Consider the following 19,343-nt stretch of genomic DNA (forward strand, 5'->3'; position numbering starts at 1 on the left):
CACTATGCAGCACGGGACCTACGAACACATCGCCGTCGATGTCGCGGGCAATGTCGCGACGATCGAGGTGCGGCGCGGTCCGAACAATTTCATCGATACCGACATGGTGGCGGAAATCGCCGATGCGCTGGAGGTGTATGACCGCACGCCAGAGGTCCGAGCAATCGTGCTGTGTGCCGAGGGCAAGCACTTCTGCGCCGGAGCCGACTTCGGCAGCCGCGGCGCCGACGGCGTCGCGCGCACGGCCAAGCGTGGCCGGCATCTCTACAAGGAGGCGCAACGGCTGTGGCGGAACACCAAGCCGATCGTCGCGGCGGTGCAAGGCGCGGCGGTCGGTGCAGGTGTCGGACTGGCCGTGATGGCCGATTTCCGCGTCACCTGCCCGGAGGCTCGGTTTTCCACCAACTTCACTCGCATGAACTACCACCCGGGCTTCGGGTTGACCGCGACCCTGCCCCGGCTGATCGGCGAGCAGAAAGCAGCACTGCTGATGTACACCGGCCGGCGCATCACCGGTGAGGAAGCACTGGCGATCGGTCTGGCGGACTACTGCGTACCCTTGGACCAAGTGCGGGCGAAGGCGGTCGAGTTGGCGACTGAAATCGCCGGGTCAGGGCCGCTGGCGATCGTCGCCACGCGGGAGACGTTGCGCCGCGGGCTCGCCGACGCTGTCGCTCGGGCCGCAGAACGCGAATACGAGGAGCAAGCCTGGCTGCGTGATACGGCCGACTTCAAGGAAGGCACCAAGGCGATGGGCGAGCGCCGGCCGCCGAATTTTCAGGCGCGGTAAAACAGGCTGCCGCAGTCCGCGATCCTGTCAGCCCGGATCGCGGACCATGATATCGTCCAGATGGTAGAGATAGCGGGGGCAAATCGCCGCCCGAGACAGGGCGGTCGGTGGTCTTGTTCCGGATGCAGCAGCAGTGAAAACCGCGTGCCGTATCTGGCACCGCCGGAGGAGTGCCATGGTCCAGACTGCGCCGGTCCTTGACGGGTGAGTCCCTGGTTGCGTGACTTGGCACGATGGTTGCCTCGGTAAGCTCGCTTGCCCGCAACCCGCATGTGTCATGGTTACGCCAGAAATCCCGGTCACCATCGCCGCCAGCCCACAAGCCGCCGCGCCTGCCGCGGCTCAGGCGACGGAACGCCATGACCATGGCTTCAATTTTCATGAGTTCCTCTCCGCCATCAACCCACTGCAATATTTGCCGGTCATAGGCACAATCTACCGAACGGTGACTGGTGACGTGATCCCGGAGACGTTGCGCGAGGGCGGCTCGATGCTGGTCAGCGGGCTATTGGGTGGGCCGCTCGGGGTGATCACCTACATCGTCACTGCATTCGCGGAGAAGGCCACCGGCATAGATCCCGAGAAGATCGCCGCGACGGAACTAGGCCCAACGCCTGCGCCTGCCGCCGCCGTCAGCGCCAAACCACCCGTGGCCAATAAGCCCGAGACCGTTGCGGCCGCCCCGGCCGGGCTTGCATCGGCTTCGCCGCAATCCGCGCTGACCCCGCACCAGCTTGCCGCCTATGGCGTCCGTTCGGATGCGTCGGGAACCCTGAAGCTGGGCGACGTCGAGGGCGCCGATGCACTCAACGGCGTGGAATTGATCCGGCTCGCCGAGGCCGCCGCCGCTTATGGCGCCAATCAGCGCCCGTCGCCCGGCCTGAATCCGGGCTGACGTCAGCCAACTCGTCCAGGTCCGTCGGACCGAAATGAAATCACCCTCGCGTCAGCACGATGTCGAAGGTCACGGCCTGCGCCCCCGGTTCTTTGCCGTCCGCGGGCTTCGGGTCGGTGATCAGCAGGTCTTTGCGGCTGGCGCTGTTGAGCCAGGAATCCGTCTCGTTGTACTCGCCGCCCTTGAAATACATCTGGGTGACGAGCTGCTCATATTTCGCGGTAACAGAGAAGTGGATGTGCGCCGGACGCCAGCGGCCGGGTGCGGCGGGGTATGCGGCGGGCCGGACGGTTTTGAACGCATAACGCCCCTGGCCATCTGTCGTGGTGACGGCGAAACCATTGAATTTTTCATCGATCGGCGCCCCCACGTTGTCGTCGTTCGGGTGGGCGTAGCGGCCGGCGGCGTTGGCCTGCCAGATCTCCACTTTGGCGCCCGCGACCGGCTGGCCGTCGGCGGCCAGGATCCGGCCGGACAAATAGAGGATCGTGCCCTTCGCCTTTCCGCCACCGGTCAGGTCGCCGCTGTCAGTTGGCGTGTGCATGAATGGGTAAAACGGCCCGAGGATCTGCGGCGGCGTGCGCGGCAGCGTGGTGGTCCGTTCGGCTGTGGCTGCGTCGGCCATGATGTTGTCCTCCCTTGAAGCCGGTTCGCGGCCAATCCGGTCGCTCTCCGGCGTGCGGAGCGCTATGGTGCCGCCATGATGAACGATGTGCAACGGGATTTCCTGGAACGCAGCCGTGTCGCCCACCTGGCGACCGCGGATCGAACTGGTGCACCACATCTTGTGCCGGTTTGCTTCCAGGTGGACGGAATGTCGCTCTACATCACGGTGGACGAGAAGCCGAAGCGCACCGACATACCGCTGAAGCGGGTGCGCAATATCCTGGAAAACCCGGCCGTGGCGGTGACCGTGGACCGGTGGGATGAGGACTGGACACGCCTTGGCTGGATCATGCTGCGCGGGCCGGCGGATATTTTGTCCGGCGGCGAGGAGCATGACCAGGCGCAAGAGCGGCTGCGCCGGCGCTATCCGCAATACCGGACGATGGATCTGGCAGCACTTCCGGTTATCGCCGTCCGGATCCGGCGCGTGCTGTCATGGGGTGCGCTGGGCTAACCCCGACCGTCGCGCGCTGGCCTGCACGGGGATCGCATGGCCGGCATTCAGGCAACACCCTCGGGTCACATTCAAAATCGTAACTGTACAGTGTTGCCAGGTTTGGCGCATCGGCGGCGTGTCATCAGGATGCCGGCCACACTGAACACGGCGGCGCCGCGATCGATCACGCCGCCTGTGACCGCGGGATACCGCACGCATTGCTTGCCGCCGGCATCATCCGAACCCCTTATTTCAAACGGTTTGTGGGTTGGCGTAGCGCTGTAAAACGACCCCGGCGCGGTCACAAGACATGGATGAGCAGACGAAGATCAGCCACAGGCTGCATTATCAATTGACCCCGATCGAATGATGCGGTCATCCTGATGCAAGCACGTGACCTCAACCAATAGCAGCATCATGGTCATTAGAACCTTGTTATGAGCAGCGTGGATAACAGCCGCTATCGCACGATGATCACGGTGTCCGCCATCGGCGCGACGCTGTTGCAATCGTTGGATCAGACGATCGCGAATGTGGCGCTGCCATACATGCAGGGCAGCTTCTCCGCCAGCTATGATGAGATCACCTGGGTCCTGACATCGTATATCACCGCGGCGGCGATCATGACGGCGCCGGTGGGCTGGCTCGCTACCCGGTTCGGCCGCAAGCCGCTCTTCGTCGTTTGCATCCTGGGCTTCACCTTTGCGTCGATGTTGTGCGGCGCGGCGCAATCGCTGGTGCAGATTGTCGGTTTCCGGTTGCTGCAAGGGATGTTCAGTGCCGCGCTGGTACCGTTGTCGCAGGCGACATTGTTGGACATCTACCCGCCGGAGCGGCGCGGTTTCGCCATGGCGGTATGGGGCATGGGGGTGATGATCGGGCCGATCATGGGGCCGACCCTGGGCGGCTTCCTGACCGAACACTACGATTGGCGCTGGGTGTTCTACATCAACGTGCCGTTCGGGGTGCTGGCGGCGGCGGGGCTGCTGATCTTCCTGCCCGGCACGCGGCAAAAGGCCAGGTCCCGCTTCGATTGGCTGGGCTTCACGGTGTTGTCCACCGGTATCGGTGCCATGCAGTTGATGCTGGATCGCGGCCAGGTCCTGGATTGGTTCTCGTCGCGGGAGATCATCGTCGAGGCTGTCCTCGCCGGCCTGGGCTGCTACCTGTTCACCGTGCATTTGTTTTCCGCGCCCCAGCCGCTGCTGCGTCCAAGCCTGTTCCGCGACATGAATTTCCTTTCGGGGCTGGTGCTGATGTTTGCGGTGGGAACGCTGCTGGTATCCAGCCTGGCGCTGATGACACCCTGGCTGCAGGTGCTCAGTAATTACCCGGTGGAAACCGCCGGCCTGATCATGGCGCCGCGGGGGCTGGGCAATTTCACCGCGATCATGATCAGCGGCCAATTGGCGACCCGGGTCGATCCGCGCTACCTCGTCGGCGGCGGGCTGGTCCTGCTATGCCTGTCCTTCTACATCATGACCGGATGGACGCCGGATGTGTCGCAGCGCGACATCATCCTGACCATTGTCCTGCAGGGATTCGGGCTGGGGCTGGTGTTCATGCCTCTGCAAATCCTGGCGTTTGCGACCTTGGCACCGGCCCTGCGGACCGAGGGTGCGGCGCTGTTTGCCCTGCTGCGCAATATTGGCGCGGCGATCGGCGTTTCGGTTACCTCGACGGTTTTGGCGCGCAACACGCAGGCGCTGCATGAAGTGATCGGCGCCAGCGTGACGCCGTTCAACCGGGCTCTGTCCGCGGTCCGGGCATTCAATCCGCACACGCATCATGGCGTCGCCCTGCTGGACCAGGTGGTGAACCAGCAGGCGCAGATCATCGCGTATGCGAACGATTACGTGCTGCTGATCTGCACGACGCTGCCGGCGGCCCTGTTGTTGTTGGTCATGCGCAAGCCTCGGCAAGCAACGGCGGTGGAGGCGGAGCCGGCGGAGTAGATCCAATTCACACTGGATCAGACACCGTCGGGGCGGAATTTCGTCCGCAGTCCATCCCAGTCGCGTGCACCGACTCGCCCGAACACGTCGCGCACCGTCATGCCGCCAGGCGGAGTGGGATGGGTATGGGTTGCCTTCAGGGCGGCCAGCGCGTCGTCGCAGGCCCCGATCGCCGCCTTCAGCAGCAGGGCCGGCACGATCGCCAGTTTGAAGCCGATCGCTTCCGCCTCCCGCAGGTCGAGCATCGGCGTCTTACCGCCCCAGACGACGTTCAGCAGGCAAGGGCCATGCACCAGCTTCGGCACGGCGGCGATTTCCTCCAGCGTTTGGGGGGCCTCGACGAACGCCATGTCGGCGCCGTTGGCCAATGCCTCGTTCGCCCGGCCGATGGCCTCCTCGAATCCCGCCACTGCGCGCGAATCGGTGCGGGCGATGATCAGGAACGCCGAATCCCGCCGCGTCGCCACGGCGGCTCGTATTTTCGCGATCCAGTCGGTTCGGGAGACAATCTCCTTGTCGTCTAGGTGGCCGCAGCGCTTGGGTGAGACCTGGTCCTCGATATGGATGCCGGCGACACCGGCCTGTTCGTAGTCCTGGACGGTGCGGACCACGTTGAGTTCGTTGCCGTAGCCGGTGTCGGCGTCGGCGATGACCGGAACATCGACGGCACGCGCCATGCGGGCGGCGTTGGCGACCATCTCGGTTGCCGTCAGCAAGCCGAAATCGGGATAGCCGTGCGCGACCGAGGTGCCCGCGCCGGTCATGTACACCGCCGGGAAGCCGGCCTGGGCGACCAGCATCGCGGTCAACCCGTCATAGGCGCCGGGGGCGATGCACAGGCCAGGTTCGGCCAGTGCGGCGCGGAGTTGGGCGGTTGCGCTCACGGTCTGCTCCTTTGCATTTGGGACAGGATAGCGTGGTTTCCGGGGGACTGGAATGGACAGCGGGCGAACAGTTATTCTGGATAAGATACAGTTGTCGATTCATCCCGACCGGGAAAATTAACACAAATTCATGTGAAGAGGCGAGGATGTCCGGAATCCTACTCGACCTGTTGGAAGCAGAGGCGGGTCACGAGGGTGCCGCTTGTGGCCGGTGGCGTATCTTGCCGGCATAATCCATCGATTGTGTAGATTGGGGGCCAATCGGTGGCGTCGGATATTGTTGCTGGGATGGATTATATCGCACCGGCGCGTGCATGCGGGGCTAAGGAAGAAGCGGCAGTGGCAGCCCCGTGGATGCTGTCTTCCGGGAACGTTTTCCCTGCGATGTGGGAACTTGACACCTCGATAACGGGCGCCATAACGTCGGCATGATAACGGTCGCAAAGACTGGTTCGAAGGAGGCAAAGTCGAGAGCACAACATCTGTGTTGTTTCGATAGTGGTGTCACTTGCGGGGCTGGGACCTGGACGCTGGCTGTCTGTCGAACGGACGGCGGTGCGCATAGCTGCGCCGAGCGCTGATGTGTAATAGCCGATCCGATATGGATGCTTTCAGGTAACGTATGATTGCATTTGCCGGTCGGGCGTTGTGGGCGGACAGCAGATGATGGGACGTTGCCGTCGCAGTGGCGGCCGGAATCCGAAAAGCAAGATAGTTTCAAAGGGGAGCAAACATGTTGCGTGATCAGTTGTTGGGCAGGCCCGCCTGCCTGATACCGGCGGCGATGGGATTCGCTGTCGCCTTGGGTCTGGCTGCCGGCAGCGCGCATGCGCAGTCCACACCCAGCCCGCAGGACTTCCTCGACGCCGCGAAGGACGCCACGAACTGGATCCTGCCCGCCAAGAGTTACAGCGGCAACCACTACACCACCGCCGCGCAGATCACCCCGGCCAATGTGCGCGGGCTGAAGCCGGCGTGGAAATTCCAGGTTGACGACAGCGGGCCGATGGAAGTCTCACCCATTGTCTACAATGGCACGATGTACGTGACGTCGGCGCACGACCACATCTATGCGCTGGACGCCGCGACCGGCAAGCTGAAGTGGCAGTTCAAGGACAGTCCGCACGTGATCTCATTCGCGGCCAACCGCGGGATCGCGCTGCTGGATGGCAACGTCTATATCGGCACGCTGGACGGACACCTGATCGCGCTGAACGCGCAGACCGGCAAGACGGTCTGGGACAAGGTGACGGTGGATGACATCGCCAACTCCTTCTACACGATGGCGCCGGTCCCGTATCATGATCCCGGCACCAACCAGGACATGCTGCTGATGGGGGTTTCCAACGGCGACTGGGGCGGCATCGGCAATATCTCGGCCTACGATCCCAAAGACGGCCATGTGATCTGGCGGTGGGAGACGGTGCCGGGTCCCGGGCAGCCGGGTCACGACAGTTGGGCCGGCGATTCCTGGAAGCGCGGCTGCGCGGCCACCTGGGGCGGCGTCACGCTCGATCCGGCGGCACACATGATGTACCTCAACCTCGGCAATCCCTGCCCGGACTTCCTGGGCACGGTGCGCAAGGGCGACAATCTGTACTCGGATTCGATGGTGGCGCTCGACATCTCGGGCAAGTCGCCGACGCTGAAATGGTATCATCAGTTCATCCCGCACGACACGCATGACTGGGATCCGCCGATGCAGCCGGTGCTGTTCACCGGCAAGGTCGGCAACGACTCCCGCCAACTAGTGGCGACAGGCGACAAGGCTGGCAACTTCTGGATCCTCGATGCCGGGACCGGCGCGCTGGTCGATCACACGGTGACCAGCTTCCAGAAGGGCACCCACACCGAACCGACCATCGAGGGCAACATCGCGTGCCCGAACACGCTGGGTGGGATCGAATACCAGGGCGGCGCCTTCGACCCCGCGACCAACGCATTCTACGTCCCCAGCCAGAACGAGTGCGGCCGCTGGACCGCGCAGAAGGACGCTGTGTACATCGCCGGCCAGTTCTATCTCGGTGGCGGCTTCCCCAAGCTGGTCGGGCCGAACACCGGGCAGATGAACGCCATCGACGTGTCGACCGGTGTGTTCAACTGGCGGCACAATTTCGATCTGCCGAACTACGGCGGTGCGCTGGTGACGGAATCGGGCGTGCTGTTCTCAGGCAACCTCGGCGGGCAGGAGAACGCGTTCGACACCAAGACCGGCAAGCTGCTGTGGAGCTATGACACCGGCGGCTACATCCAGGCGCCCAGCGAGGCGTACCAGGTGAACGGCAAGGAGTTCGTCGTGGTGGCCTCCGGCGCCGCGGGCAACGCGACCATTCCGGAGCTGCCGAAGACCGGCGGCAAGCAGGCCATGATCACCGCCTTCACGCTGAAATAGGTCGATTGCATGCTGGACTTTACGTGGCGACGCCTGGCACCAGCCCGCATCAGCGGGCTGGTTCTTTTTCTGTGTGCGGCAAGCATCGGCATGATGCTTTCCACGGCTTCACCGGCGGCGGCGGCTGATCCGCCGGACGACCATCAGCAGGCGCTCGCCTCGCTTGCCAATGTGAAAGCCGCGATCGACGAACTCGTGCGCGTGGACGCAAGCTACTCGACAGATCGCAACGTCTACCATCACGCCAGCCAGCAGGCGATCAACCTGCTGGCGGGTGAACATGGCGACGGCTATGTCGCCGGCCCCGACCTGACGAACCCGGGTGCCGGTGCCATCGGCCACATCGATTCGCTGCTGGACCGTAAGGCCTCGCCGACATGGGCAGAACCGCTGCATGGCTCGCTGGTCAATCTGCTCGCCGCCGTTTCGTATCTCCAGGACTCGCTGAAAGCACGCGAACTGATGGACTACCAACTGTCCGCGTCACGGGCGATCGCCTATCTGGAGGTCGCGCGTGGCCGGCCGACCGAGACCGGGGTGCTGGGCGGGCTGGAGGGCGCGCTGGCCAACACCGTGCTGGGCGTGCCGGAGGGCGCGACCCAGGTCGATGGATGCGGAACCCCATCGAGCGCACCTTCGTATGGCACCCACAACGGATATCTCGCCTGGGTCGCGGTACCGGCCGGCGACGGTTCGCATGCGCTACCCGAGGCTACCGGCGGAACCGAGATCGTCACGGGCAACGGGGTGATCATGCTGCGCACCGCGGCGGCGTCGTTGGTCAGTGCGGCATGCAACCGCCATACAGAACTGATACCGCCGCCAGTGGACAGCTCATCCGCGCTGCCCGCCGAGTTCCATTCGATGGTCATCCCAGCCGCCGCATCAGTTGGTTCGGACCCCGGAACCGCGGCGGCAGCAAACCCGCCAGCCCTCTACACCAAGGTGCAGGCCAAGGCGGGCGCCCGTTTGTTCGCCACCACATGCGCGAAATGCCATGGCGCCAATCTTCAGGGTTCGGCCGCGCCGTCGGTCGCCGGTGACGACTTCCTGCTGACGGCCAAGCGGAACGGCTGGACATTGGCGATTGTCCGCTACCTGGTCGTCAACAACATGCCGATGAACTCCCCGTCGTCGCTGACGCCAACGCAGTACGCCTCGCTGATGGCTTTCCTGTTGGCATCCAACTGCTATCCGGCGGGCGAAACCCCCTTTCCCGACACCACAGACCCCTCATTCGCCACCATCAAGCTCGGTCCGGTGCCGGGCACGCATCCTGGACGGAACGGCAAAGGGGTTTGCAAGGTCGGCTGACGCCACCCTGGCTTGCCTAGCGAGACCCGGCGCCGTATCGATACCGGCCAGTGCAAACAGGAGCGTCGCGATGAAATTATTGAGCTTCCGCCGGCCGGACGGCGTGGCAAGCTGGGGCATTCTCAAGGACGAAGGCGTGATCGACCTCGGCGGCAGAGCGCCAGGACTGAAGCACGCGCTGTGGGCGACGACGTCGCTGGCCGAGGAAGCCGTTCGGCATGCCGATTTCAAGCTGGAAGACGTCACCCTGCTGCCGCCGATCCCCGATCCGGACAAGATCCTGTGCATCGGCCTGAACTACGTCAGCCACATCAAGGAAGGCGGCCGCGACCTGCCGCCCAAGCCGATCATCTTCACCCGTTATCCCAACTCCCAGGTCGGGCACGGCCAGGCGATGGTGCGGCCGAACGCGTCGAACACCTTCGACTATGAAGGCGAACTGGCGGTGATCATCGGCCGCCGCTGCCGGCACGTGAAGAAAGAGGACTGGCAGAGCGTGGTGGCGGGCTATTCCTGCTACAACGACGGGTCGATCCGCGAGTGGCAGCGGCATTCCTCGCAATTCATTCCCGGCAAGAATTTTTACAAATCCGGCGCCTTCGGCCCCTGGATCGTCACGCCGGACGAAATGGGCGATGTCACCAAAGCGCATCTGATGAGCCGGCTGAACGGGGTGGAACAGCAGCACGCCACGATCGACGACCTGTGTTTCGATATCCCGACATTGATCGAGTACTGCTCGACATTCACCCAGTTGGAGGCCGGCGACGTGATCGCCACCGGCACGACGGGCGGTGTAGGTGCCTACCAGACTCCGCCGCTGTGGATGAAGCCCGGCGACACGATCGAGGTGGAGATCAGCGGGATCGGCATCCTGCGCAATCCCATCGTCGCCGAGGATTGATCGTTATTTCCCCGTCGTCATGGCCTTCGGGCCGTGGCGGCGCGGGACCGAGGACTGCCCTGATGAAATCCTATGAGACCATCCTGGCCGAAACCGTCGGCGAACACCTGCTGAAGGTGACGCTCAACCGGCCGGAGGTGGGCAACGCCCGCAACACCCAGATGGGACTTGATCTGCTGGATCTGTGGACCGGCCTGATCGACGACCCCGGCGATATCCGCTGCGTGATCCTGACCGGTGCCGGGGAAAAAATCTTCTGCGCCGGCGGCGACCTGAAGCAGCGGAAGACCCTGACGTCCAAACAATGGCAGCACCAGCACGAGATTTTCGAGCGTGGCCGTGACGCCCTGCTGGAATGTCCCGTGCCGGTCATCGCCGCGATCAACGGCCATGCCTATGCTGGCGGCCTGGAAGCGGTGCTGGTCTGCGACTTCGCCTACGCCGTCAGCACCGCCCGCTTCGCCCTGACCGAGGTCACCATCGGCATCATGCCCGGCGGCGGCGGCACCCAGACTTTGCCCCGTGTGGTCGGCGAACGGCGGGCCAAGGAAATCATCCTGACCGGCAAGCCATTCTCGGCCCAACAGGCGCTGGAATGGGGCATCCTGAACCGCGTCTGCGAACCCGGCACGTTGATGGACCAGGTGTTGGAGACGGCGCAGACGATCTGCGACAACGCCCCGTTGTCCGTCAGGCAAGCGAAGAAGTCGATCCATCACGGCCTGCAAATGGACCTGAAGCGCGGCCTGATGTTCGAGATCGAGGCCTACAACCGTTTGGTGGATACCGAAGACCGCCGCGAGGGCGTGCTGGCATTCAACGAAAAGCGCAAGCCGGTCTTCAAGGGGCAATAACCGCCGGCTGCAGCCCGGCACGCCGAAGCACGGGAGCAACCGCTGGCGACGTCAGGAAACGCAGGAAGGCAGAAGCCGCCTCGGCCTGTTCAGAGCCGGCCAGAATCCCGGCTGAGAACGTGGCGGCAGTCTGAATGTCGGCGGGCAGGGGGCCGACGACCTCGATACCCGGCACCACCATCAGTTCGCTGATCTGTTGCACGGCGAGTTCGGCCTCGCCACTCACCAGGCGTTCGGCGGTGAAACCGGACGGCACGACGATCGCCTTGGCATTGACCTCGGCCGCGATGCCCAGCCGCTCGATCAGGCCGGCGAAGAATATGCCGCTGGCACCGATCCGCGAATATGCGACGGATCGCGCCGACAACAGCGCCTGTTTGAACGCGGCGACCGTCGCGATATCCGGCTTGGGCGCGCCGGCCTTGACCGCGATACCGACAAACGACAACGCAACATCCGATCGGCTACCGTGACGAACCTCGCCCTCCCGAGTCAGGTCGTCGATGCCTTGTGCTGTCAGGATGGCGATATCCGCCGCCTCTCGGGCGCGCAGCCGGTCCAGCAGCGCGACGGTCGGAGCAAAATCCGCCTCGATCGGCGTGCCGGTTTCGCGTTCATACTGAGCCGTCAGATCGCGCATCGCCCCCATCACGGCCAGGGTCGACAGCACACGAAGCGAAGTCATACGGCGTCTCCAGCATCCATTGGTTCAAGATCGACGCCGACCCGGACGACGTGGTCGCCGCCGCCCAGGATCACGCCGCGCACCGGGCTGATATCGCTGAAATCACGGCCCCAGCCCAGCACCACGTGTTCGTCCTTCACCACGATGCCGTTGGTCGGATCGATATCCACCCAGCCATGTTCGGGACCCAGCCAGCAGCCGACCCAGGCATGGGATTGATCCGCACCCTGGCGCTTGACCTGACCCGGCGGCGGTTTGGTGCGGATATAGCCGGACGTGTAGCGCGCCGGCAGGCCAATGCCGCGCAGCCCGCTGATCAAGGCATGGGAGAAATCCTGGCAGACCCCCTCGCGTTGCCGCATGATCTGCGCGACAGGGGTAGCGATCGACGTCACGCCCGCCCTGAAACGGAATTCGGTGAAGAAACGGTTGTTGAGCTCCAACAGCGCTGCCAACACCGGCCGTCCCCGAGTGAAGGATTGGCTGACATAAGCCTTCGCCTCGGCATCGATCGGCGCCATCGCGGTGCCGAAGCGGAATTCGGCGGCCTGCCATCCCTCCGGCGTGTGCGTGGCCTGGGCCACATCTTCCCAGGGCAGCGTGTCCTGGGCGGCAGGCGGCGGCGGACAATCGACATCGACGACGGCGTGCGATGTGACCTCGAAATCCGCGTGCGGCAGGTCCATGAACAGCCAGGTGACATGATTGCCGAAGTGGTCCAGCCCATCGCGACGCCGAGCCGGCGTGGGGGCTGTGGTGATGCGTTCGGACAGGACGGTCTGCCACGGCCGCGGCCGAGGCCGCAGATGCACCATGTGCGCCGCCAGCTCGACCGGTGTGCCGTAGGCGTAACTGGTGGTGTGTCGAACGCGGTAACGCATCCGAACCGCTTAGCGTATTTTCAGGACCTCGGGAATGACCCAGCCGCTTCCGGACCGATCACCGCTTCCGGCCAGGTGAACCGGAAAATCGTGCCGCGCCGGGGCGGAGCACTCTCGACCCAGACCCGTCCCCCAGCCCGTTCGACGATCTTCTGCACGATCGACAGCCCCACGCCGCTGGTCTCCCGGTCGTCGCGGCTTTGCAGGGTCTGGAAGATCATGAAAATCTGCTTGTGGAACGCCAGATCGATGCCCGGCCCATCGTCCTCCACGCAGAATTCCGCCACGCCGTCGACCATACGCATGGATGCCAGAACCAAACCCTCCGAACGGTCATGGTGCTTGACGGCATTGGAGATCAGGTTGCGCAGGACATGGTCCAACGGCGGTCTTTGTGTGACGATCGTCGCCACCTCGGTCTGAAACCGCACGAGAAAACCCGGCGGCGGCGCGATGGAACTGACGATCTCCTCGACCAGGTCGCCAAGATGCACGGGCTCCGCCTCCGCCTTGGCATGCCCGACACGCGCATAGTTCAGCAGGCTGGTGATCAGCATTTCCATCCGGACCATGCGTTGCCGCATGAGTTGGAGATTCTCCAACGCCCCCGGATTGGCGGTCCCTTGGATGTCCTCGCCGATCCATTCCGCCAACTGCCCGATGGCGCGCACCGGCGCCTTCAGGTCGTGCGACACGATATAGGCGAACTGCTCTAGATCGTTGTTTCGCCGAACCAACTCCAACGCCCGCTGCTCACGTTCCGACAGCGCCGCGTTGACTTCGCGGAACTGCGTGGGCGACGGCAGCAGCATCAGTCGAGGCAGATGTATCCACAGCATGATCGTCGTCAGGACCGACACACAGGCGGTCGCCGCCTTCACCAGCCCTTCAAGTCCGTAGGCCGGCACCCACAGCGTCAGCAGCTCGAACCAATGATCCACACCGCACAACACGATGAACGCCGCGAACAGCAGATACATCGGCTTGAACAGCAAATCCTTCCGACGATGCACTAAAATCGTCAGCGCCAGCGGAATGGTGAGGTAAGCGATACCAATCGCGCCGTCGGAAAGCGCGTGCAACCAGATCAGCCCCGGCTCCCACGACAGGCAAAACCCGTGCGGCGTCAGCCCGGAGGGATCGACAAGCCAACGAGCCAGTGCGTCCAGCATATGTGTTACGATCTTTATGAAGGGCGGGTCAGGCGGGGAATTCGATCACCCGCCAGTAGTGCTCGAGCATGCTGATCGCCTCCAGAAAGCTTTGCCCCGGCCGATGCTTCAGGACATATCCCGCCACGTTCTTCTGATATGCGCGTGTCCTGTCGTCCTCCGCCGCCGAGGTGGTCATCACGAACACCAGGGTGCCGCGCAGGGCGGCGTCGCGGCGCAGTTCTTCGAGGAACTCAATTCCGCCCATGCGTGGCATGTTGAGATCAAGTAGAACCAGGCATGGCGATGGTATTTTTTCACGGCCGTTCTGGCCGCGCAGATACTCCAACGCCTCGATGCCATTCCGCGCCTCGATCACCGGATTGGCGATCCTCAGTTCGCGGAACGATCGTTTGACCGCCATCACATCCACTTTATCGTCGTCGACCAGCAGGATGTTCACTGTGTTGCCCGTCAAACCGCGGCCTCCTTCCAAGTAAAGACAAAACTGGTGCCGCGCGCCGGCGGGGCGCTTTCGACCCAGATACGACCGCCATGGGTCTGCACTTTTTTCTTCACGATCGTCAGTCCTATGCCACTCGATTCGACGTCGTCGCGACTTGCCAGGGTCTGGAACATCAGGAAAATCCGATCGTGGAACTGCGGCGGAATCCCCGGCCCGTCATCGGTGACGCGGAATTCCGTCAGGCCATCCACCGCGCGTGCCTGCACCGTGATGCGGCCCTCGGTCCGGTCATGATGCTTCAGCCCGTTGCTGATCAGGTTTTCCAGTACCCGCTGGATCGGCACGCGATGGGTGCGGATGACCGGCATGGGACCTTCACAGGCGACGACGAAGCCCCGCGGCGGCCCCAGCATGGCGACAACCTCCTGAATCACTTCGGCGATGTCGACGTCCTCGATCGTTGTATTGGTGTGTCCGATCCGGGAATAGGCGAGCAACCCGTCCAGCAGCATCTGCATGCGCGCCACACGCCCCTGCAGCAGCTTGATATTTTCCAATGTCTCGGCATTCGCCACCGGTTCGATATCGTCGACGATCCATTGCACCAGGTGGGAGATCGCGCGCAGCGGCGCTTTCAGATCGTGCGAGGCGGCATAGGCGAATTCCTCGAGATCGGCATTGGACCGCTCCAACTCGGCCCGCTGCTGTTCTTTTTCCCGTTCGGCCTGGTGCCGTGCCGAAACATCGATAATGCCGGCCAGCACCATCGGTTCGCCATCGATATCGATCGGATTAAGCCCGATTTCCAGTCGGAATTCAGTGCCGTCCTTGCGTAATCCGAACAGGTCCTGCCCGTCGCCCATCATGCGCGGCGATATGGCGGCGAAGAAACCACCGCACAGGCCGACGTGCCGGTCGCGGACGCGCGGAGGCAACAGCATTTCCAGAGGCCGACCGAGCAATGCCGCTCGGTCGTACCCGAACATGCGTTCGGCCTGCCCGTTCACCATCTCGATCCGTCCGGATCGTCCCGCCAGCACCAGTGCGGTGGGTGATGCTTCCACGACGCGGGCAAATCGATCTTCCGCCGACAGGCTGGGCGACGAACGGGATCGAGGTGTCGCGGTGGCAGCATCGGATTCCATGGTCATCATCACCCTCCTCGGGGCAAACCGGCGGGTATTCTGCCACATAGATGTTAACAAAGAATAAACGCCGTTTCGACGCGATGCGATCTTAACTCTTCCTTAACGTTGAAGCCGTATTGTGGAAGCATGGAGTAGTATCAAGGATACACGTAATGCGAGACTACCGTCTGTTGATCGTTGACGATGATGCTGTCGATCGCCGTCTGTATGGCAAATTGCTGGCACAGCTTGGACCCGACACCTGTCATGTTCAGCAAGCGGCGGATGGCGCGGCCGGCCTGGCAACGCTGCGAACGGAAAAATTCGATTGCGTGCTGCTGGATTTCAGGCTGCCCGACATGACCGGGTTGGAATTCCTCGCCGCGGCTGTCGTGGATGGCGAACTGCCGTGTGCGGTCGTGCTGATTACCGGACAAGGCAACGAGGCGATCGCTGTTCAGGCGATGAAACGCGGCGTGCGGGACTATCTGGTGAAGGACCAGGTGAACGCCACCAGCCTTTGGCGCACAATGACGCAGGCGGTCACGCAGACGGAATTGCAACAGCGCCTTGCCTGCTCGCTGCGCGATTTGACCGCGGCCAACCTCGCCCTTGAGCAGGAGGCCGCCATACGCAAGGCGGCCGAGGCCGAAATGCGCACCGCCAAGGAAGCCGCGGAGCATGCCAACCAGGCGAAGACCCGCTTCGTTGCCATGGTGACGCATGAACTGCGAACCCCGCTCAACGGCATTCTGGGGTACGCCCAGCTTCTGCGCATCGAACCGGGACTTTCCCCCCGGCAGGACGCCCATGTCGGCGCGATGATGCAGGCCGGGCGGCATCTCCTCGAAATGATCGAGCGGGTGCTGGATTTCGCCAGTATCGAGAGTGGCCGGATGGAACTGCACCCGGTGGAGGTCTCGGTTCGCGACCTGACCGAAGGATGCGTCGCCTTCATCAGTCCGATGGCGACCAAGCGTGCGCTGAGTCTGCGGGTGGTCAACGCCCATGACGCGCCGCGGCAGATCGTCACCGACCCGTCACGGCTGCGGCAGGTCTTGCTCAATCTGCTGGGCAACGCGGTGAAATACACCGATGCCGGCAGCGTGGAGTTGCGCCTGCTTACCGGTGCCGTGCCGAACGGGCTGCGCATCGAAGTCGCCGATACCGGCCGGGGGATCGATGAAGCCAGCCGCGACCGGCTGTTCCAGGACTTCGAACGGCTCGAGGCCGCGACCAGCGTGGAAGGAACCGGCTTGGGCCTGGCCATCGCCGCGCGCATTATCAGGCTGATGGGCGGCACGATCAATCACGCGAGCAATCCGGGTGGCGGCAGCCTGTTCTGGTTCGAGTTGCCGCCGGGTGAACTGGCATTGCCCGCGCCGCCGGAGCCGGCGGAAGCCGCGTCCTCGTCGTCTCGTCGGCACGTGCTTCTGGTTGACGACATCAAGATCAACCGCGACATCATCGGTGCGTTCCTGGACGCGGCCGGCCACGAGGCGGTGATGGCGGAAGGTGGCCAGGAAGCGATACAATTGGCCACGGAACGGCAATTCGACGTGATCCTGATGGATGTGCGGATGCCGAAGATAGACGGGCTGGAAGCGACGCGGCGCATTCGGACGCTGCCCGGCGCCCAAGGCCAGGTGCCGATCCTGGCGCTGACGGCCTACACGTTCCCCGACCAGGTGGCACAATGCCGGGACGCCGGCATGGACGGGCACCTTCCCAAGCCGGTCGACTACCAGACGCTGATAAATGGGATCGACGATGTGATCGCCCGCGTCCTGGCATCCAAAATGAAAGGCGACCTGGAGGATGTGGGGATAGGCGGTTCGGCTGCGTCTTCGGACCAGGACGGAGATCAAGGACCGATCGCGTCCGGGGTGTGGCCTGCCCGTGCCGGATCGGGCGCCGGTCTTTCTATCGACTGATCATGCCATCGCAAGATAACGCGATCAGGGGGATAATGGTGTGTCCTTCGCGGGTCTTTTCACAGCATCACCGTGCCCCCATCTACCGCGATCGTTTGGCCGGTCACGAATTTGCTGCCGTCGCCGATCAGCCACGCGATCGTGCCCGCCAGGTCCGCCGGCTCCAGGGTCCGTTGGATCGACTGACCCGCACGAATGACCTCCAATCCGCGGTCCAGTTTGTCGCCCAGGAATTCGACCGTCCCCTCGGTCATCACCGCGCTGGGTGCGACCGCGTTGACCCGTATGGAATCCCGCCCCAACTCCCTGGCCAACCCCCGCGTCAGTCCGATCACGGCGGCCTTGGAGGTTGTGTAGTGCAACGCGAACGGCATCCCATAGGTCGCCGCCAGCGAGGCGATGTTGACGATGGACCCACCGCCCGACTGGCGCATCGCCGGCACGACCGCCTTGCAGCAGTTCCAGATGCCCTTGACGTTGACCGTCATCGCCGCGTCCCAGTCGTCCTCCGGAATCTGGTTGAACCGGCCACCGCGCAAGGACCCGTACAGCGCCGCGTTGTTGATTAGCGCATCGATCCGGCCGAACCGCTCCATCGCCTGCCGGGCCATCGCATCGGCGGAGGCGGCGTCGGCGACATCCAAGGTCACCCCGAACGCATCATCGCCAGCCGCGGTTACCGCGGCTGAACAGTCCAATACGTCGCCGGCTACGACATGCGCGCCGGCCTGGCCGAGGCTTCGGGCATACTCGAATCCCAGGCCACGCGCGGCCCCGGTAATCAACACCACTTTTCCGGCGACGGTCATGATGGTCTCCCTCCCGTGCGATTTGCCCAGCGGCACGACATTGGGCTAAGCCCCGGGACCCTAATCGTCTCAGGAAAGACCAACAATGGCGCCGAATACCAAGCGGGTGTTCTACGTGAACAACGTCGCAGCCCAGGTGTATCTCGATATGCTGGCCAAGCGGCCGGACATCCACGTGGACAAACTGGAAAACGATTCCCCGGACTCCGCGATCGAGCCCGTACTGGCGCAGGCGCACGCCTATCAGATCGGCAGCAGCCGCCAGGAGCTGGTGATGAAGCTGCAAGGCTACACCCCGCTGCTGTCGCGCTGCCCCAACCTGCTGGTGCTGTCCACGAACGGTGCCGGCTTCGACACGGTGAACCTGGCGGATGCGACGGCGGCGGGGGTCGCTGTGGTCAACCAGGCGGGCGGCAACAAGGAAGGCGTTGCCGAACACGTCATGGCGATGATGCTGGCGCTGTCGAAGCGGATCGTCATGTCCGACCACGCCATGCGCAGCGGCGGCACCTACGACCGGCGAGACTTCATGGGCGACGACGTCCAAGGCCGCACGATCGGCATCATCGGGATCGGTCATGTCGGCACCCGCGTGGCGGAGCTATGCCGCGGCCTGTTCCAGATGCGGGTGATTGCCTACGACCCGTATCAGACCGCCGAACAGATTGCCGCCAAGGGCGCAGAAAAAGCCGCGACCCTGGAAGACCTGCTGCGAGCCGCCGATTATGTCTCGATCAACTGCCCGCACACCAAGGAAACCCGCGGCATGATGGGCGCCGCTCAATTCGCCCAGATGCAGAAGCACGCCTATTTTATCACCACCGCGCGCGGTGGGATTCATGACGAAGACGCGCTGGCGGCCGCACTGACCGCGAAACAAATCACCGGCGCCGGCCTGGATGTCTGGGAAGACGAACCGCCGCCGTCCGACCACCCGTTGCTGCGGTTCGACAACGTGCTGGTCAGCCCGCACACCGCCGGCATCACCCGGCAGTCACGCCACAACATCGCGAAGATCGCGGCCGAACAGATGCTGGATATCCTGGACGGCAAGAAGCCGCCCCGTCTGCTGAACCCCGAGGTGTGGGACGCCTACCGCGACCGCTTCGCCGCGATCCTGGGCTTTTGCCCGGAGGCGTAGGATACGGCTCGCGGATAGTCGATCGGCCACGCCCTCACCGTCATGGCCGGGCGGGTCCC

18 protein-coding genes are annotated in these 19,343 nt (G+C 63.7%); 10 read left to right on the top strand and 8 right to left on the bottom strand.

The annotated features are described in order from the left end of the window. The first annotated feature begins 4 nt into the window (after positions 1–4). Together GSQ89_RS06580 and GSQ89_RS06585 are read left to right on the top strand one after the other, a co-directional pair. Positions 5–790, top strand: coding sequence for an enoyl-CoA hydratase/isomerase family protein (locus GSQ89_RS06580; RefSeq protein WP_158923243.1), 786 nt, complete (start codon positions 5–7; stop codon positions 788–790). A gap of 277 nt (positions 791–1,067) precedes the next feature. Further along, positions 1,068–1,685: a hypothetical protein gene (locus tag GSQ89_RS06585; RefSeq protein ID WP_158923245.1), complete on the top strand. Its 618-nt coding sequence runs from the start codon at positions 1,068–1,070 to the stop codon at positions 1,683–1,685. Positions 1,686–1,725: 40 nt separating this feature from the next. Here GSQ89_RS06585 and GSQ89_RS06590 read toward each other — a convergent pair whose 3' ends face one another. Beyond that, positions 1,726–2,310 (bottom strand): protocatechuate 3,4-dioxygenase, encoded by a 585-nt coding sequence (locus GSQ89_RS06590; protein WP_158923247.1) that lies wholly within the window; start codon positions 2,308–2,310, stop codon positions 1,726–1,728. A gap of 78 nt (positions 2,311–2,388) precedes the next feature. Here GSQ89_RS06590 and GSQ89_RS06595 point away from each other — a divergent pair, with 78 nt between their 5' ends. Both GSQ89_RS06595 and GSQ89_RS06600 read left to right on the top strand, forming a co-directional pair. Then, positions 2,389–2,805 (top strand): TIGR03668 family PPOX class F420-dependent oxidoreductase, encoded by a 417-nt coding sequence (locus tag GSQ89_RS06595; protein ID WP_158923249.1) that lies wholly within the window; start codon positions 2,389–2,391, stop codon positions 2,803–2,805. A gap of 419 nt (positions 2,806–3,224) precedes the next feature. Then, positions 3,225–4,742 (top strand): DHA2 family efflux MFS transporter permease subunit, encoded by a 1,518-nt coding sequence (locus GSQ89_RS06600; RefSeq protein WP_158923251.1) that lies wholly within the window; start codon positions 3,225–3,227, stop codon positions 4,740–4,742. A gap of 17 nt (positions 4,743–4,759) precedes the next feature. On the opposite strand, the gene GSQ89_RS06605 is transcribed toward GSQ89_RS06600, so the two are convergent. Continuing rightward, positions 4,760–5,626 (bottom strand): oxaloacetate decarboxylase, encoded by an 867-nt coding sequence (locus GSQ89_RS06605; protein ID WP_158923253.1) that lies wholly within the window; start codon positions 5,624–5,626, stop codon positions 4,760–4,762. 733 nt (positions 5,627–6,359) lie between these two features. On the opposite strand from GSQ89_RS06605, the gene GSQ89_RS06610 reads away from it, so the two are divergent. From GSQ89_RS06610 to GSQ89_RS06625, 4 genes are all read left to right on the top strand, one after another. After that, complete coding sequence (locus tag GSQ89_RS06610) at positions 6,360–8,018, top strand: PQQ-binding-like beta-propeller repeat protein (protein WP_254073102.1); 1,659 nt, start codon at positions 6,360–6,362, stop codon at positions 8,016–8,018. A 9-nt stretch (positions 8,019–8,027) separates the two neighbouring features. Continuing rightward, the gene (locus tag GSQ89_RS06615; RefSeq protein WP_158923255.1) at positions 8,028–9,332 is read left to right on the top strand and encodes a c-type cytochrome; all 1,305 of its coding nucleotides are present in this window, start codon (positions 8,028–8,030) and stop codon (positions 9,330–9,332) included. Positions 9,333–9,402: 70 nt separating this feature from the next. Beyond that, positions 9,403–10,236, top strand: coding sequence for a fumarylacetoacetate hydrolase family protein (locus GSQ89_RS06620; RefSeq protein WP_158923257.1), 834 nt, complete (start codon positions 9,403–9,405; stop codon positions 10,234–10,236). A 62-nt stretch (positions 10,237–10,298) separates the two neighbouring features. Further along, entirely contained in the window at positions 10,299–11,090 is a 792-nt protein-coding gene (locus GSQ89_RS06625; protein WP_158923259.1) for an enoyl-CoA hydratase/isomerase family protein, read from the top strand. Here the strand turns inward: GSQ89_RS06625 and GSQ89_RS06630 are convergent. From GSQ89_RS06630 to GSQ89_RS06650, 5 genes are read right to left on the bottom strand one after another with little or no spacing between them, the layout of a single operon-like run. After that, a complete protein-coding gene (locus GSQ89_RS06630; protein ID WP_158923261.1) occupies positions 11,077–11,775 on the bottom strand; it encodes a substrate-binding domain-containing protein in 699 nt (232 codons plus the stop codon). The genes GSQ89_RS06625 and GSQ89_RS06630 overlap by 14 nt on opposite strands. Further along, positions 11,772–12,656 carry a transglutaminase family protein gene (locus GSQ89_RS06635; RefSeq protein ID WP_158923263.1) on the bottom strand — a complete coding sequence of 295 codons (885 nt, stop codon included), beginning with the start codon at positions 12,654–12,656 and terminating at the stop codon, positions 11,772–11,774. The genes GSQ89_RS06630 and GSQ89_RS06635 overlap by 4 nt, the downstream gene beginning before the upstream one ends. 20 nt (positions 12,657–12,676) lie before the next feature. Beyond that, positions 12,677–13,828, bottom strand: coding sequence for an ATP-binding protein (locus tag GSQ89_RS06640; RefSeq protein WP_158923265.1), 1,152 nt, complete (start codon positions 13,826–13,828; stop codon positions 12,677–12,679). Between the two features lie 28 nt (positions 13,829–13,856). Further along, entirely contained in the window at positions 13,857–14,270 is a 414-nt protein-coding gene (locus GSQ89_RS06645; protein WP_216856039.1) for a response regulator, read from the bottom strand. Positions 14,271–14,281: 11 nt separating this feature from the next. Further along, positions 14,282–15,424, bottom strand: coding sequence for an ATP-binding protein (locus GSQ89_RS06650; RefSeq protein ID WP_158923267.1), 1,143 nt, complete (start codon positions 15,422–15,424; stop codon positions 14,282–14,284). A 149-nt stretch (positions 15,425–15,573) separates the two neighbouring features. On the opposite strand from GSQ89_RS06650, the gene GSQ89_RS06655 reads away from it, so the two are divergent. Then, the gene (locus tag GSQ89_RS06655) at positions 15,574–17,334 is read left to right on the top strand and encodes a hybrid sensor histidine kinase/response regulator (protein WP_158923269.1); all 1,761 of its coding nucleotides are present in this window, start codon (positions 15,574–15,576) and stop codon (positions 17,332–17,334) included. A gap of 59 nt (positions 17,335–17,393) precedes the next feature. Here GSQ89_RS06655 and GSQ89_RS06660 read toward each other — a convergent pair whose 3' ends face one another. After that, entirely contained in the window at positions 17,394–18,143 is a 750-nt protein-coding gene (locus GSQ89_RS06660; RefSeq protein WP_158923271.1) for an SDR family NAD(P)-dependent oxidoreductase, read from the bottom strand. Between the two features lie 85 nt (positions 18,144–18,228). Between GSQ89_RS06660 and GSQ89_RS06665 the strand changes: the two genes are divergently transcribed. Next, complete coding sequence (locus GSQ89_RS06665; protein ID WP_158923273.1) at positions 18,229–19,284, top strand: hydroxyacid dehydrogenase; 1,056 nt, start codon at positions 18,229–18,231, stop codon at positions 19,282–19,284. The last annotated feature ends 59 nt before the right edge of the window (positions 19,285–19,343 follow it).

The organism is Acidisphaera sp. S103, from assembly GCF_009765975.1.
Classification (GTDB): Bacteria; Pseudomonadota; Alphaproteobacteria; order Acetobacterales; family Acetobacteraceae; genus Rhodopila.

Bases quoted from the DNA above. Each gene is read 5' to 3' on its own strand.
- GSQ89_RS06655 (WP_158923269.1), top strand. From the start codon at position 15,574: ATGCGAGACTACCGTCTGTTGATCGTTGACGATGATGCTGTCGATCGC.
- GSQ89_RS06590 (WP_158923247.1), bottom strand. From the start codon at position 2,310: ATGGCCGACGCAGCCACAGCCGAACGGACCACCACGCTGCCGCGCACG.
- GSQ89_RS06600 (WP_158923251.1), top strand. From the start codon at position 3,225: ATGAGCAGCGTGGATAACAGCCGCTATCGCACGATGATCACGGTGTCC.
- GSQ89_RS06610 (WP_254073102.1), top strand. From the start codon at position 6,360: ATGTTGCGTGATCAGTTGTTGGGCAGGCCCGCCTGCCTGATACCGGCG.
- GSQ89_RS06650 (WP_158923267.1), bottom strand. From the start codon at position 15,424: ATGACCATGGAATCCGATGCTGCCACCGCGACACCTCGATCCCGTTCG.
- GSQ89_RS06640 (WP_158923265.1), bottom strand. From the start codon at position 13,828: ATGCTGGACGCACTGGCTCGTTGGCTTGTCGATCCCTCCGGGCTGACG.
- GSQ89_RS06615 (WP_158923255.1), top strand. From the start codon at position 8,028: ATGCTGGACTTTACGTGGCGACGCCTGGCACCAGCCCGCATCAGCGGG.
- GSQ89_RS06660 (WP_158923271.1), bottom strand. From the start codon at position 18,143: ATGACCGTCGCCGGAAAAGTGGTGTTGATTACCGGGGCCGCGCGTGGC.
- GSQ89_RS06625 (WP_158923259.1), top strand. From the start codon at position 10,299: ATGAAATCCTATGAGACCATCCTGGCCGAAACCGTCGGCGAACACCTG.
- GSQ89_RS06630 (WP_158923261.1), bottom strand. From the start codon at position 11,775: ATGACTTCGCTTCGTGTGCTGTCGACCCTGGCCGTGATGGGGGCGATG.
- GSQ89_RS06635 (WP_158923263.1), bottom strand. From the start codon at position 12,656: ATGCGTTACCGCGTTCGACACACCACCAGTTACGCCTACGGCACACCG.
- GSQ89_RS06595 (WP_158923249.1), top strand. From the start codon at position 2,389: ATGAACGATGTGCAACGGGATTTCCTGGAACGCAGCCGTGTCGCCCAC.
- GSQ89_RS06665 (WP_158923273.1), top strand. From the start codon at position 18,229: ATGGCGCCGAATACCAAGCGGGTGTTCTACGTGAACAACGTCGCAGCC.
- GSQ89_RS06580 (WP_158923243.1), top strand. From the start codon at position 5: ATGCAGCACGGGACCTACGAACACATCGCCGTCGATGTCGCGGGCAAT.
- GSQ89_RS06585 (WP_158923245.1), top strand. From the start codon at position 1,068: ATGGTTACGCCAGAAATCCCGGTCACCATCGCCGCCAGCCCACAAGCC.
- GSQ89_RS06620 (WP_158923257.1), top strand. From the start codon at position 9,403: ATGAAATTATTGAGCTTCCGCCGGCCGGACGGCGTGGCAAGCTGGGGC.